The 14,630-nt window shown below is 48.1% G+C and carries 12 protein-coding genes; 7 read left to right on the top strand and 5 right to left on the bottom strand.

The genetic code is table 11. The annotated features are described in order from the left end of the window. From A596_RS13025 to A596_RS13010, 4 genes are all read left to right on the top strand, one after another. Positions 1-1,983 (top strand): type IV pilus secretin PilQ (locus tag A596_RS13025; protein ID WP_039915313.1); only part of this gene is annotated, 1,983 nt, incomplete at its 5' end. Then, positions 1,983-2,498, top strand: a complete 516-nt coding sequence (gene aroK, locus A596_RS13020; protein ID WP_039915311.1) for a shikimate kinase AroK — start codon at positions 1,983-1,985, stop codon at positions 2,496-2,498. The genes A596_RS13025 and aroK, both read left to right, overlap by 1 nt. A gap of 115 nt (positions 2,499-2,613) precedes the next feature. After that, on the top strand, positions 2,614-3,696 hold the full coding sequence (aroB, locus tag A596_RS13015; protein WP_039915309.1) for a 3-dehydroquinate synthase: 1,083 nt from the start codon (positions 2,614-2,616) through the stop codon (positions 3,694-3,696). 23 nt (positions 3,697-3,719) lie between these two features. After that, positions 3,720-5,501 (top strand): AAA family ATPase, encoded by a 1,782-nt coding sequence (locus A596_RS13010; RefSeq protein ID WP_235425720.1) that lies wholly within the window; start codon positions 3,720-3,722, stop codon positions 5,499-5,501. A gap of 95 nt (positions 5,502-5,596) precedes the next feature. Here the strand turns inward: A596_RS13010 and gcvH are convergent, their stop codons facing one another. The 5 genes from gcvH to A596_RS12985 all read right to left on the bottom strand — a co-directional run bounded on the left by gcvH (position 5,597) and on the right by A596_RS12985 (position 10,595). Continuing rightward, entirely contained in the window at positions 5,597-5,989 is a 393-nt protein-coding gene (gene gcvH, locus A596_RS13005) for a glycine cleavage system protein GcvH (protein ID WP_039915306.1), read from the bottom strand. 83 nt (positions 5,990-6,072) lie between these two features. Further along, the gene (gene gcvT / locus A596_RS13000) at positions 6,073-7,161 is read right to left on the bottom strand and encodes a glycine cleavage system aminomethyltransferase GcvT (protein WP_039915304.1); all 1,089 of its coding nucleotides are present in this window, start codon (positions 7,159-7,161) and stop codon (positions 6,073-6,075) included. Positions 7,162-7,284: 123 nt separating this feature from the next. Further along, entirely contained in the window at positions 7,285-8,352 is a 1,068-nt protein-coding gene (locus A596_RS12995) for an FHA domain-containing protein (protein WP_039915302.1), read from the bottom strand. Then, positions 8,349-9,773, bottom strand: coding sequence for a S1 family peptidase (locus A596_RS12990; protein WP_084128297.1), 1,425 nt, complete (start codon positions 9,771-9,773; stop codon positions 8,349-8,351). Before A596_RS12990 ends, A596_RS12995 begins: the two co-directional genes overlap by 4 nt. Before the next feature lie 120 nt (positions 9,774-9,893). Beyond that, on the bottom strand, positions 9,894-10,595 hold the full coding sequence (locus tag A596_RS12985) for a ComF family protein (RefSeq protein WP_235425719.1): 702 nt from the start codon (positions 10,593-10,595) through the stop codon (positions 9,894-9,896). Positions 10,596-10,762: 167 nt separating this feature from the next. On the opposite strand from A596_RS12985, the gene bioB reads away from it, so the two are divergent. The 3 genes from bioB to bioC all read left to right on the top strand — a co-directional run bounded on the left by bioB (position 10,763) and on the right by bioC (position 14,616). Then, positions 10,763-11,839: a biotin synthase BioB gene (gene bioB / locus A596_RS12980; RefSeq protein WP_084128295.1), complete on the top strand. Its 1,077-nt coding sequence runs from the start codon at positions 10,763-10,765 to the stop codon at positions 11,837-11,839. 61 nt (positions 11,840-11,900) lie between these two features. After that, entirely contained in the window at positions 11,901-13,082 is a 1,182-nt protein-coding gene (bioF, locus tag A596_RS12975) for an 8-amino-7-oxononanoate synthase (RefSeq protein ID WP_039915665.1), read from the top strand. Beyond that, positions 13,075-14,616 (top strand): malonyl-ACP O-methyltransferase BioC, encoded by a 1,542-nt coding sequence (gene bioC, locus A596_RS12970; protein WP_235425718.1) that lies wholly within the window; start codon positions 13,075-13,077, stop codon positions 14,614-14,616. Before bioF ends, bioC begins: the two co-directional genes overlap by 8 nt. Positions 14,617-14,630: the final 14 nt, after the last annotated feature.

Here is a 14,630-nt window from a genome sequence, read left to right as displayed (position 1 = left end):
CCTGCTCGTATCGTTTTTGACTTTCCCGACGTTGTTAGTGGTTTGAAAGAGCGCCGTTTTCCATTGGCAGTTGATAATGGTCAAAGTGCGATGGTGCTTACCAGTGAAGGCCGCACCCGCTTGATTTTGAATCTTAATGATTTGGCCTCTTACACTACTCGCGTCGATGGGAATAATTTTGTCGTTGAGGTTGGTGCAGTGAAAGGCGGGGAGAAGGCCCAGGTTGCTCGTCCGTCTGTTGATGTGGCGACAACCGGATCATTAAAAGAAAAAGATGCCCTCGGTAATCAGACTCGTATCACTAATATTGACTTCAGGAGAGGAGCTGTTGGAGAGGGTCGTATTATTGTGACTTTATCTAATCCCAAAGTCAGTGCTGATATGGTTGGTACAGGCGCTGGCGTGAGGCTTTCATTTAAGGATGTATGGCTGCCGCCAGAATTGCGTCGTCGCCTGGATGTAGTGGATTTTGCAACGCCGGTCTCTTTGGTTGCCTCTACGCAAGAGGGGGAATCTTCTGTACTGAATATTAGTGCGGGTGGTGATTTTGATTACCTGGCTTATCAAACTGACAATGAATATGTAGTTAGTATCAAGCCTTTAACTGAGCAAGAGAAACAAGAAAAGAAAAAGGATTTTGAATATACCGGTGAAAAGCTCTCTCTGGATTTCCAGGATATTGAGGTGCGTGCGGTATTGCAGATCATTGCTGATTTTACCGAGTTGAATCTGGTGGCTAGCGATACTGTACAAGGGCGTATCACCTTACGTTTGCAAAATGTACCCTGGGATCAGGCTCTTGAAATGGTCCTGAAAAATAAGGGGCTGGATAAACGTCAGGTTGGAAATGTGTTGATGGTTGCTCCTGCTGCAGAAATTGCAGAGCGTGAGCGTCAGGAAATTACCACCAAGAAGCAACTTGAAGAACTGGCACCTTTGCGCACTGAATACATTCGTGTCCGTTATGCTAACGCGAAGGAAATGTTTGAGCTCTTCCGTGGGGATAATAACGGGGGTGGATCAAGAGGTGGTAGTGGTCAGGGTGGTAATCGTGCGACAGGTAGCGTTCTTTCCGAACGTGGACAGGGTGTAGTCGATGAACGTACTAACTCTATCATTATTACCGATACCGCTGAGCGTATAGAAGCATTCAAGCGTTTGGTTGATCAAATCGATATCCCTATACGTCAAGTGATGATTGAGGCTCGCATAGTTATTGCGAATACCGATTTCCAGCGTGAGTTAGGCGTGCGTTGGGGGGGGATTGGCTATAACGAAAATAAAAACCGTATTATTGATTTTGCTGGATCCCGCGAAGGTTTGGATGATACGGGTGGCACAAGCCCGCGCGATTGGTTTGTATCTGATTCGGCAGATGGAAAATCATTTGATATGAATGAAGCTGATGCTGTTAATCTGGCTGTTACTAATCCTTATGCAAGTGCAGCTATCGGTGTGCTAACCGATAATACGTATTTGGATTTGGAATTGAGTGCTCTTGAAAACTCCGGCTTTGCAGAAATCGTTTCTCAACCCAAGGTAATTACCAGCGATAAGCAACTGGCCATTATCAAGTCAGGTAAAGAGATTGGCTTCCTGGAAACAGCGCCTAGCGGTGGTACTACTACCGGTTTTAGAGAAGCTGTATTAAAACTGGAAGTAACTCCACAAATAACCCCTGATAACCGAATCATAATGGATTTAAATGTATGGAAAGATTCGGTTGCCAGCGTAGAAGTATCCGGTAGACCCACTTTGGATATTACCCGCTTGCAAACAAAGGTATTGGTTAACAATGCTCAAACCGTAGTGCTTGGTGGTGTGTTCTCTGTTGAAGGTAATAAAACGGAGAATAAGGTTCCTGTATTAGGCGACATTCCTTATTTAGGGCGTCTGTTCAAGAAAACCATTGATAATCAATTCAAAACTGAATTGCTGATTTTTGTAACTCCCAAGCTGATATCGGAAAATTTGTCAAACTAATGCGTAAGTCCCTTATCTTTCTTGTCGGCCCCATGGGGGCCGGCAAATCTACCATAGGCCGTTTATTGGCTAGCGAATTAGGTTTTAATTTCCGCGATAGTGATCGGGTGATAGAAGAGCGCACGGGTGCTGATATTCCCTGGATATTTGATATGGAAGGGGAAGAGGGGTTTCGTGAGCGTGAAACTGCAGTATTGCAGGAGCTGGCTACAGACCATGATACGGTCGTAGCTACTGGTGGTGGAATTGTTTTGCGAGAGCAAAATCGTTTACTGATGAAGTCCGCTGGTTTTGTCTGTTATCTGACGGCATCAATTGATCAGTTGGTTGAGCGTACTGCTCGCGATAAAAAGCGCCCGTTATTACAAGTCGAGAATCCGCGCCAGAAAATTATTGATTTGTTAGCATTGCGCGATCCTCTCTACCAGAATGCAGCTGATTTCATTGTTAATACTGATCGGCGCTCACCCAAAACCGTTGCCCAGGAAATTGCATCTTTGGTTCTTAATACCTGATTAATCCTTTAGTTCATTGGCATAAGTACTTCACTCTTGTTCCTCTTTTCTAAAATCCCGGTGCACTTTGTGATAAAGTGCCCGCTGATTTCCTGTCTCCAAAAGGTTTCTCGCTATGCAGGTTTTAACCGTTAATCTGGATGATCGTAGTTATCCAATCTATATCGGTGAGCAACTCTTAACCCATCCTGACCTGATTACTCGCCATATAACGGGTAAACAGGTGTGCATTGTTACTAACGAAACCATCGCGCCTCTATACCTGGATGAGCTGACACGGCGTTTAGCTGGTCTTCAAGTTGATGCGGTGATTTTACCTGACGGTGAGAGTTATAAAACGCTTGAGGTTTGGGCAACGATTTTTGATAAATTGCTCAGCGCGCGCCATAACCGCACTACAACATTAATTGCATTAGGTGGTGGTGTTGTTGGTGACATGACAGGTTTTGCAGCGGCGTGTTATCAACGCGGTGTCGATTTTATCCAGATTCCTACCACGTTGTTGTCGATGGTGGATTCTTCTGTCGGTGGTAAAACCGGGGTTAATCATCCGCTGGGTAAAAACATGGTTGGCGCTTTTTATCAGCCGCAGTGTGTGTTGGCTGATATTTCATTGTTGGCCAGTTTACCGCCGCGTGAATTGTCAGCGGGTATTGCTGAAATTATTAAATACGGTTTGATTTCCGATTACGATTTTTTTGTCTGGCTGGAAAATAATATTGCTGCGCTGATGTCGGGTGATAAAGAGGCATTGGCATACGCTGTAAAACGTTCTTGTGAAAATAAAGCAAATGTTGTTGCACAGGATGAGCGGGAAGGTGGCTTGCGCGCAATATTAAACCTTGGTCATACCTTCGGCCACGCTATTGAAACTGCCCAGGGTTATGGTAATTGGTTACATGGTGAAGCAGTTGCTGCAGGTATGGTAATGGCGGCAGATTTGTCCTGGCGTCGCGGTGCTATTAGTGAACAAGATTTAATTCGCATTGTTAATTTGCTTGAGCATGCCAATTTACCCACTAAAGCGCCGGCAGATATGTCCCCGGATACATTCAAATCCTTAATGGGTGTTGATAAAAAAGTATTGGATGGCCGCTTGCGGCTCGTACTTTTGGAATCCATGGGAAAAGCCATTATCACCAGTGACATAGATGCTAATTTATTGCAGCAAACATTTGATGCTTGTAAAGCCGATTAATCTGCTTGTAAGAGATTGAGATAATGACGGACGAATCACCACTGCGCGCCCAGCCGGATAACCGAATTCTGGATCAGGATTCACAACAAGGTTATTTATTTGATGAATTGGATGAGCAAAAAGAAGATCAATTGCTTGCCGATTATCGTCAGCGTTATGGGCTGTCTGAAGATCCTTTTGCGCACGATTATTCCTTTCCATTATTTACCGGCGCCGGGCGTCGCCAGTTACTGGATCAACTGCTCCATTTGTGTCAATTCAGTAATAGTGTTTTGGTGGTGCTGGGTGAGAGTGGTGTAGGTAAAACACGTGTTGCCCATGCATTTATGGATTCATTGTCAGACCAGGATCAGATCTGTTTTATTGCGGTGCGCAACTCTCATTCGCTTGAGCAAATACTGCTTTCAATTAATCAAGCGTTCGGTATTCATACTGGTGATATTCCTTCGACGGAAACGTTACTCAGTGCATTGGAAGCATTTATTGCTGAAGAAGCTGTGTCGGAAGACGATGGTTTAGCGGTAGTGGTGCTAGACAACGCCCACCTTCTTGATGACCAATCGATCTCTGTTCTTACATCGCTACTTAATAATTTCCCACAGCAAAATCGTTTACACCTGGCATTATTTGGTGAGCCGTCATTAATGCGGCGCCTGGAACGATTAAGCCCGGAAAATTTATTGTGCAATGATTTTTATCTGCAAGCATTCACATTGCTTGAAACCGTTGATTATTTAAATTTTCGAATGGAAATGGCTGATTACCTTGGGCCTGAAATTTTTTCTGAATCCAAAGTGGATTCCTGGTGGCATCAGGCGCAAGGGCAATTAAATGTATTGCACGGCCTTGCTGAGGAGCATTTACTGGAATCAGTAACACCCGCCAGAACCATAAGCAAAAGAGCCCTGCCTGTGGTTCATATTGTCGCGATATCTTTATTGATTGCGGTGGTGGGGGTTGCCTTCTTGTATATGGAGGATGATGAACCCGAATCTGCGCCACCTGTTGCAGTGAATCCTGTTTCTGCACCGGCAGCATCCGTTGCTAATTCCACTGCGGCCAGCGCAACTGAATTAACGTCGACGCAAACCCCGGTGCAACCGTTGATGCAAAGTTTGCCGCAACCTCAGCAGCCGAATCAGCAAGTGCAGCCACAAACTGCGCCAATACAACCTGAACCAGCACCAACCGGTACGACAGCTTCAGAGCCTGTGGCTACCCCCGCTATTGCGCAATCAGGAGCAGCCAATGTTGCGACGGTAGAGACCACTGCAAGTGAAATTGCAAAAGAACAAGTTGTTCCATTAGCGCAATTACCGACTGCACCGCCAAAACAGGTGAGCCAACCATCCAGTGAATCGGCAGTAGTAAATACTGCAAAACCTGAGCGGGCTCCTGCGCAAACGGCTACGCCGGTAGCGAGCACCCAAGCGGCGGCCACTACTATAAAACCGGAACCGGTTGCGCCCCCAAAACCTGCGAGCAAACCAACACAGCAAAGTGGTAGCGCGCAGGAGCGTAATATTCTGGGATGGAAGCCCACTGAATATACAATTCAGTTGGTCGGCGTCAGTAATCAAAAAGCGGCGCTCGATTTCATTGCATCGCAACCCAACAAAAGTGAATTGCTGATGTTTAAGAGCAAGCGCGCCGGGAAGGATTGGTTTGTAGTGATTACCGGTCGCTTTGCTAATTCTGCGCAAGCGCGGCAGGCAATTAAAACATTACCTTCAGCGCAACGCGATGCAGGTCCGTGGCCGCGTGACATTAAAACTATTCAGTCAGAAATTAAAACAGCGATGTGATCTGGATAAGAATGAGCAATAAAAAACGCGGCAATTGCCGCGTTTTTTTTACACTTTTATATTTTGTTGTTATCAAAATAAAAAAGTGATGGAAATTATTCTTCGCTTTCTAATAAATCGCGATAGTCTTCTGCATCCAGTGCCTCATCCAGCTCAGACAAATCATCCGGCTTCACGCGAAAGAACCAGCCGTCGTCGTAGGGTGAGCTGTTTACCGTTTCCGGTGCATCTTGCAGAGCTTCATTAACGGCGATAACTTCGCCGGATACCAGTGTGTAAATATCAGATGCGGCTTTAACGGATTCCACTACGCCAGCTTCTTCACCCACTGCCACGCGTGAGCCAACTTCCGGGGTTTCAACATACACAACATCGCCCAGCGCGTCTTGAGCATGGTCTGTGATACCGATGGTGACAGTGCCATCTTCTTCGACACGGGCCCATTCGTGGCTGCTTAAATATTTCAGTTCTTTGCGAATATCGCTCATGATCTTTTTCCTGTAAAAATTTTTAACGAATGTTCTTAATAAAAACGCATCAAGTTTTCAATGTTGCTCTATATCGGGTTTTATTAAATCAGGGCCTTACCATTGCGCACAAAATTGGGAGCGACAACATCAACGATAATTTGCTTGCCGCGCATTTCCACCTGGCAATGGCTGCCGATAGCAACGGGAACGCGCGCTAAGGCAATAGAATAGCCCAAGCTGGGGGAAAATGTCCCACTGGTGATAACGCCTTTTTCATCGCTGCCTTCAACGCTGACAATTTGTTCTGCGCGTAGTACCCCGCGTTCACGCAATACCAGCCCAACCAGCTTGTGGAGTTGGCCTTCGGCTTTTTGTTTTTCCAGCGCAGCGCGACCAATAAAGTCACGCTCCGCTGGTTGCCAGGCGATGGTCCAGCCCATATTGGCAACCAGTGGCGAGACGGATTCATTCATCTCATGCCCATACAAATTCATGCCTGCTTCCAGGCGCAAGGTATCGCGAGCACCCAGGCCACTTGGTGCCACGCCTGCATTGGCGAGTGCATTCCAGAGCCCGGCAGCTTGCTCATTAGGCAACATAATTTCCAGGCCATCTTCGCCGGTGTAACCAGTGCGGCCAATAAACCAGTCGCCTGCGGGCAGCCCCTGGAATATTTTCAATTGGTCGATAATCCCCGCCTTATCGCTACCAACCAGGGATTTGGTAATGGCGATTGCTTGTGGACCTTGCACCGCAATCATGGCGAGTTCTGCTCGCTCTGTGAGAGTCACAGTGTAGTTAGCTGCGATTTTATTCATCCAGGCCAGATCTTTCTCGCGGGTGCTGCAATTCACCACAACGCGATACCAGTCACCCAGGTTGTAAACAATCAGGTCATCAATAACGCCGCCTTCGGGATTGAGCATACCGCTGTACAGGGCTTTGCCAAATACTGAATCCAGCTTGGCGACGTCATTGGCGAGCAGGTATTGGAGATAGGCTTTTGCATCTTTACCGGTCACATCCACGACGGTCATGTGTGATACATCAAACATGCCGGCATGCTGGCGCACCTTGTGGTGCTCTTCGATTTGCGAGCCGTAATGCAATGGCATGTCCCAGCCACCAAAGTCCACGAGTTTGCCGCCCATGGCTTGATGGGTGGCGTAAAGAGCGGTTTTATTGCCCATGGGATTACCTGCTGGAGTGAGGGTGAACAAAAAGGGGCGCCATTCTAGGCGGGCGCCCCTGCGCTGTCCAATCGTATGGCCGGTTTGATGGAACCGGCGCTTGGATTAATTGGAGACGCCGGATTATGTCGATGGCACTGCCGGTATAGCCGAGCTTGATGATGAGGATTCAGTGCTTGTTGCTGCATCTTCCTCTTCACTATCATCAATGATTTTCTCGATGACATTTTTGTCGGCACCTTTTTCCGGGTTTTCCTTGCGCTCATCGTCCACTTTGGTTTTGAGTGCATTGATATTTGTAGTAAAGCTTTCAAGCGATTTATCGCTGCTAATACGTAACGCTGGCGGATAGAGATTGCTGAGGTAGAGCTCATCTGCGAGATGATTACTGGCCTGGTATTGTTTCGCCATGGTGATGCCAATACCCAGAATCGCCAAACCAGCCAGATAATATTTCAATCGTTGCGGGCGTTTATTGCCCGTGGTGAGTAAATGGAAATACAACACGAATGCGCAAATCACTACAACGGGAGGCGATGTAAAGGTGGCGAGTGACTCCAGGCTAAACGCATAGGCAATAGCACCGCTGAAAAACTCCCACAGCTCCAGCACGGTTAAACCGCTACTGACAATTAACAAATGGCGACCAAAGCGAGCGTGGCCATTAAACAATCGGCTAAACAATGCCCACACACCGGCCCAGCCAATCGCGAAACCAATAACGCTGACCAGCTCCAATAAATATTTACTAAGCGTGCCTTGCTGCAAATCGCTCAGCCAGGTACTTAATAAGCCAATCGTCACCAATAATACGCCACCTAGCAGCGCGGGACGCCAACCTTCCCAGCCATGATTGGTGGAATCAGATACTTCGTCTGCAACTGCATAGGCAGCCGTACGCACTCGCAGCCGGGTATGGCCGAGGCGATAAACCGCATCACCATTAACCACAAAAAAATCATTGCGCTGGTTATCTTGTGCAATGCCATTGCGGCTACCCAAATCATTGATTACCAGCTCATCCAACTGGTTCAATTCGATTTGTGCATGGTGCGCCGCTGTGTGCGGATCATCCAGAATAATATCGTTGTCGTATGCGCGGCCAATACGAATAGGCAGTTGGATGAATTTATTGCGATGAATAACTTCGCCATCCGGCGTCAGGAGCTCAACAAAAACAGGCAGGCTCATTGTGCGGCCTCCGTTGGGTTGGCTGAACTGGTTGGTAATGAAGTTGGAACGTCTTTAGGCGATGTATCGTTAACCGCTGTGCGATCAATGCCCTGCAAAAATTCGGTAATCAGTTTTACTCCATTAGCGTAAGAGACGCCTTGAATATTAATCATGCTTTGCAAACTCTTTTCGCTATCGTCGGTGCTGGCGGTAATCAGGGTGAAATCGTAGAGCTCTTTAAATTTGTGATAAGCCTCGGTACACACCAGTGCGCGCAGTGAAATATTTTTATGCGCGATAAAATCCTCTGTGCAGTAGGCCGGTGTAATAGTTTCACTTTTTGCGGTGCTGTATACTTGGCCGTTGTATAAATTAGTGGCGAGCTTTGCAAACTGCATAGTGTTTAATTTTTTATTCTGTGCAAATTTGTGATGCATGCTCAAATGGCCGGTTTGCAATTCGCCGGAAACAAAAATCGCCGATTCCATTGAGCAATTAATGCTGTCGATGGAATAGGCTTTTTTCTCGCTATTATCCGTATTGCCCCAGCAGCGAACCTGTTCTGATTCGCGCACGGGCACCTGGTAAGGCCCGAGCTGTTTAATGCTAAACGGCTTTTCCAACAGTTTGTCGACCATGACCGTTTGATGCTGCAATAACTGCTCACCAATGGTGGGATTGAAATCTTTTGGCGGCTTCATGTCCGGGCTGACTTTGGCGAGCAATTGCTGAACATACATTGCCGGCACTAAAAAGCTGACTAATTCACCATCGCGCCTGTGGGCAACATTAACCCCGGCGAGATGGCCACTGGCAGTCACATTAGGTCCACCGCTCATACCGGGGTTAACCGGACCGGTAAACATTAATTGTGCGGAAAAACCGCGATGGCTTTCACCATTGTAGGTCCCTTCGGAAATGGTAAAACCCAGGTCCAGCGGATTACCCAATGAATATAAATGTTGCCCTTGTTGCAGGGGGGCTAATGCCGGTTGTGGTTGATCGCCAGCGGTAAATGGCACATTAAAAAAACCGGTGCCGTTTATATTCACACGCACTACCGCCAAATCATGAAGCACATCCACCGCGAGCAACTCGATAGCACCACTTTTGCCCTTGGTGTCTTTGTACTCACCGAAATAAATATCCGGCTCCAATGCAATCTGGGAAACCACATGGTAATTAGTCACCACCAGGTTAGATGTGCCAATCAAAAAACCGGACCCGACCGAGCTTTGGCTGTTGCCGCTTTTAGTCAGTACACGCAGTTGCAACAAATCTTGCTGGGCATTGGCATAAAGCTGTTGTGCTGTAGACGAAGGGGCTTGAACGGGCGCAGGGGGTTGCTCGGTTTTTCCCTGTTGGGGTTTGAGCGCCTGCGCATTGCTGCCAAGGGAAAAACTGATCGCCAGGGGCAGCAAAAGAGAGCGAAATTTCATGAAAGTCCTTGCGGCTGGTTAATAAAAGCTGTGCATGGATATTAGCGGCAATTGCGAGGCTTAGGTAGGCGGAATTGCTAATGTTTGTAGCAAAACGCTCAGGGGTGCCGGCTTGAGGCTTCAATGGTCGGGTGTGCGTGCCAGGGCCCAAATATCCACCTGTTGGGCGCCCGCTTTTATTAATAGTTCACTTAACGCGCGCACTGTGGCGGTAGTGGTGACTACATCGTCAACCAGGGCAATATGGGCACCGCGAATTTGCGATAAATAATGCGAGTTAATTGCCAGCGACGCGCGCAGGTTTTTCTGCCGTTGCAGCCTCCCCAGGTCTTTCTGGGATGTGTGGTAACGTGTCTGGCGTAATGCATTAACCACGGGCAGGCGCAGCGATTTTCCCAGCAGGCGAGCCAGCAACTCAGTGTGATTAAATCCGCGCTGCCAGCGCTTGCGCCAATGGATCGGGGCAGGCACTAAAAAATCTGGCCGCGCGACCTGGCGGCAGTGTTCTACCAACATTTCACCCAATAACTTGCCACCGGTTAATTGCCGTCGATATTTAAACTGATGGATCAGGTAATCCAGCGGATGCTCGTAACTGAACGCAATGTAACTCTGCGCAAATGCCGGTTTGTGCTCCAGGCAATGGCCGCATAGCGGTGCTGGCATTGTTAGTGGAAGGGCGCAGCAACCGCATCGATGTGGATGTTGTTCTAAATGGGGGAGCGAGGGGCGGCAGTCAGCGCAGAGCAGATTGGCGCCGCTGGTGGTGCCGCAAAGCAAGCAATAATTGGGCAATATCTGGTTGAGTAGCGCTTTAAACATAACGGATCCTTGTTTGTTGGTCGGCTTTGGGGGGATTGTTGAGCTTTGGGAAAGAATTGTCAAAGTTCAGTTGTCAACTTTCCTGGCTTCAAAAAGTTGACAACTTTATCCTCTGGGGTAAGATGCGGCTAACCCCATAATTTCCCCACTTTCTTCAGGGATTTGTTATGAATGCCAGTTTTGCCCCTGCCCCAATGCTTTTGAATGAAGTGCGCCACGATTGGACCCGCGCTGAAATTACCGCGCTCTTCGCACTGCCATTTAGCGACCTGATGTTCCAGGCCCAATCTGTACATCGTGCTTATTTCAATCCCAATGAAGTACAAGTCAGTACCTTGTGTTCAATCAAAACCGGCGCTTGCCCGGAAGATTGCGCGTATTGCCCGCAATCGGCCCGTTACGACACTGGCCTTGAGCGCGAAAAGCTAATGGCGGTGGAAAAAGTAATCGAAGAAGCGCGTGCTGCCAAAGCATCGGGCGCCACCCGTTTTTGCATGGGGGCTGCATGGCGTTCACCCAAAGGCAAAGATATGCCTTATGTCACCCATATGGTGAAAGGTGTAAAAGCGCTGGGGATGGAAACCTGTATGACCCTGGGGATGCTCGATGAGCAACAGGCACAGGATTTGGCGGATGCCGGCCTCGATTACTACAACCATAACCTGGACACTTCGCCTGAGTATTACGGCGAAATCATCACGACCCGCACCTATCAGGACCGCCTGCAAACCCTCGCGAATGTGCGTAAGGCCGGCATGAAAGTGTGCTGTGGCGGTATTGTGGGAATGGGCGAAGAAGAAAATGATCGCGCCGGTTTATTGCAGCAATTGGCCAACATGCCTGAGCATCCGGAATCGGTACCTATCAATATGCTGGTTAAGGTAGGCGGAACGCCTTTGGCTGACCAGGCGGATCTCGACCCTTTCGATTTTATTCGTACTATCGCTGTGGCCCGCATATTGATGCCTAAGTCCCATGTGCGCTTATCGGCTGGACGTGAGCAAATGAATGAGCAAACCCAGGCGATGGCGTTTCTCGCTGGTGCTAATTCTATTTTCTACGGCGAAAAATTGTTGACGACACCAAACCCTGAAGCCAACAAAGATATGCAATTGTTCAACAAACTCGGCATTAAACCCGAAGCTTATGAAGTGCATGAAGATGAGGGCGAGCAAGAGGCGATGATCGTGAACAAATTGCAGGAAGCACAACTGGATTCAATGTTCTATAACGCAGCAAAATAAATTGTTGTGAATTATTCATGTGGCGGTATTGGTTACGATGCCGCCCTATAAATTTTCTCCCATGTCATCTCATCTTGATCAAATCCTCGCACCACAATTAGCCGAGCGCCGGGCAGCACATTTGTATCGCACCCGGAAAACTTTGCAATCACCGCAAGCACCGGAAGTAATCGTGGATGGAAAAAAATATCTCGCATTCTGCAGTAACGACTATCTCGGCCTTGCCAATCATCCGGACGTAATTGCCGCACTCATGGAGGCTGCAAAAAAACTGGGGGTTGGCAGCGGCGCATCCCATTTGGTGGCGGGACATTCCCGTGAGCATCACGCATTGGAAGAAGAATTAGCCGCGTTTACCGGGCGTGAGCGGGCCTTATTATTTTCTACCGGTTATATGGCCAACATGGGCGCAATTACTGCGTTGGTTGGGCAGGGAGATGCCGTGTTTGAGGACCGTCTTAATCATGCCAGTTTGCTGGATGCCGGTTTGTTGAGCGGTGCGCGCTTCCAGCGTTTTTTGCACAACGATTTAACCAACCTGCAAACGCGGTTGGAAAAAACTGAAGCCGCGCGCAAATTGATTGTGGTGGATGGTGTGTTCAGTATGGATGGCGATTGCGCGCCTTTACCGCAGCTTGCTGAACTTGCGCAAAAAAATAATGCCTGGTTAATGGTGGATGATGCCCACGGTTTTGGTTGTCTGGGAACAACCGGTGCAGGTAGTGCAGAACACTTCGGTTTAACGCAAACACAATTGCCGATCCTGATGGGAACACTTGGAAAAGCTGCCGGAAGTTTTGGTGCATTTATCGCCGGTAGCGAAACATTAATTGAAACCCTGATCCAGTTCGCTCGACCTTACATTTATACCACCGCAATGCCGCCTGCTGTGGCAGCAGCAACGCGTGCGAGTTTGCGATTAATCCAGGCGGAGCACTGGCGCCGCGAGCATTTGCAGAAACTGATTACCCATTTTCGCCAGGGGGCGCGGCAATTGGGTTTGCAATTGATGGAATCTTTTTCGCCAATCCAGCCCATCGTTATTGGTAGCGAAACTAAAACATTGGCGATTGCCGATAAGTTGGCAGCGCGGGGAATTTTAATTATCGCGATACGTCCTCCCACAGTACCTGTTGGCAGTTCGCGTTTGCGCATAACTTTTTCTGCGCAACATAGCATTGCGCAAGTCGATCAACTTCTTGAAGCAATGAGCGATGTAATGGGTGAGTTGTCCAATGAGTAATTCAAAATCAATGGTTAACCTGATACTGCTTCATGGTTGGGGTTGCGATAGCCGCACTTGGCAGCCTGTTTTGCCGGCGTTGGAAAAAATCGCGCATGTAACTGCGCTGGATTTGCCGGGCTTTGGTGAGTCACCTGCGCTCAATGATTTCTCGTTAGCTGCATTGTTGGAAAATCTCGTCGCAAGAATTCCTGACAATTCGGTAATTGCAGGTTGGTCACTAGGGGGCATGCTGGGGGTTCAATTAGCGAATAAATACCCGCAAAAAGTTCGCGCGTTAATTACACTCGCCGCCAATGCAAAATTTGTTGTTAGTGATGATTATCCGAGCGCAATGCCTGTTGCTGTAAATCGCGAATTTAACCAGTCGTTTGCGCAGGAGCCGCAAGCAACGTTGAAATTATTTTCCGGTTTGCTGGTGCAAGGCGATACTAATGGGCGCCAGTTATTAAAGTCTTTGCGCCAGCAAGCCCCTGTCGGGTTTTCTCCGCAATGGCTTCAAGTGCTGGAATTGTTGGCTGAACTGGATAATCGTCAGTCGCTCGCTCAATTAATGCAACCATGTTTACATTTGCTCGCAGAACAAGATGCGCTGGTGCCAGTTACCACTGCGGCTGAATTGAAAAAAATTAATCCTGCACATAAGGTCGTAATCATCGCGCAAGCTGCCCATGCAGTGCATTGGAGCCAGCCAGCCGCGGTAATCGAAAATATTTCCGGTTTTTTGAATGCTCAAATAATTGCACCGGCAGGGTTGGATAAGAAAAAAGTAGCGCAGTCTTTTGGGCGTGCAGCATTCACTTACGATACGGTTGCGCAATTGCAACGCGATGTGGGCAAGCATTTATTACAATATGCTCCGGTGCAGCTTGAATCCGGTGCGACGGTAATAGATTTGGGCTCGGGCACGGGATTTTTCTCGCGGCAGCTGGCGGCGCGATTTGATTCTGCCTCCATAATCGGGCTGGATATTGCTGAGGGGATGTTGCATTTTTCTCAACAGCAAACACACGCCCATCAAATTAAGTGGTTGTGTGGAGATGCAGAATCACTGCCGCTTGCCGATCAAAGTGTTGATTTGATTTTTTCCAGCCTGGTAATCCAGTGGTGTTCCAATTTATTACAATTGTTGCGAGAGCTTGCACGAGTGTTAAAACCGGGTGGACAATTAGTGGTTGCGACACTTGGGCCAAACACGTTGCACGAATTAAAATCAGCCTGGCAGCAAGCAGATAACTATGTACATGTGAATCAATTCCAGCCGCAAGACAGTTTGCGTTTTGCGGCAGTTGCCGCCAATCTGGCAATTGATCATTTTGCGGTTGAGCAACGTGTTATTTATTTTGATCGGTTGACGGAGCTGACGCGCGAATTGAAAGCCTTGGGTGCACACAATATCAACTCCGGAAAGCCGGAAGGGTTGACCGGGCGCAGTCGCATCGCTGCATTTAAAAATGCCTATGAGCAATATCGGGAAGAGCGCGGCTTGCCTGCTACCTATGAAGTATTTTATTTGTCAGTGCACAAACGATAAACGGGTGTAAGTGA

This window comes from Cellvibrio mixtus subsp. mixtus J3-8 (assembly GCF_000766945.1).
In the GTDB taxonomy this organism is placed as follows: Bacteria; Pseudomonadota; Gammaproteobacteria; order Pseudomonadales; family Cellvibrionaceae; genus Cellvibrio; species Cellvibrio mixtus_A.
This window is presented reverse-complemented; position numbering and strand designations above follow the sequence as displayed.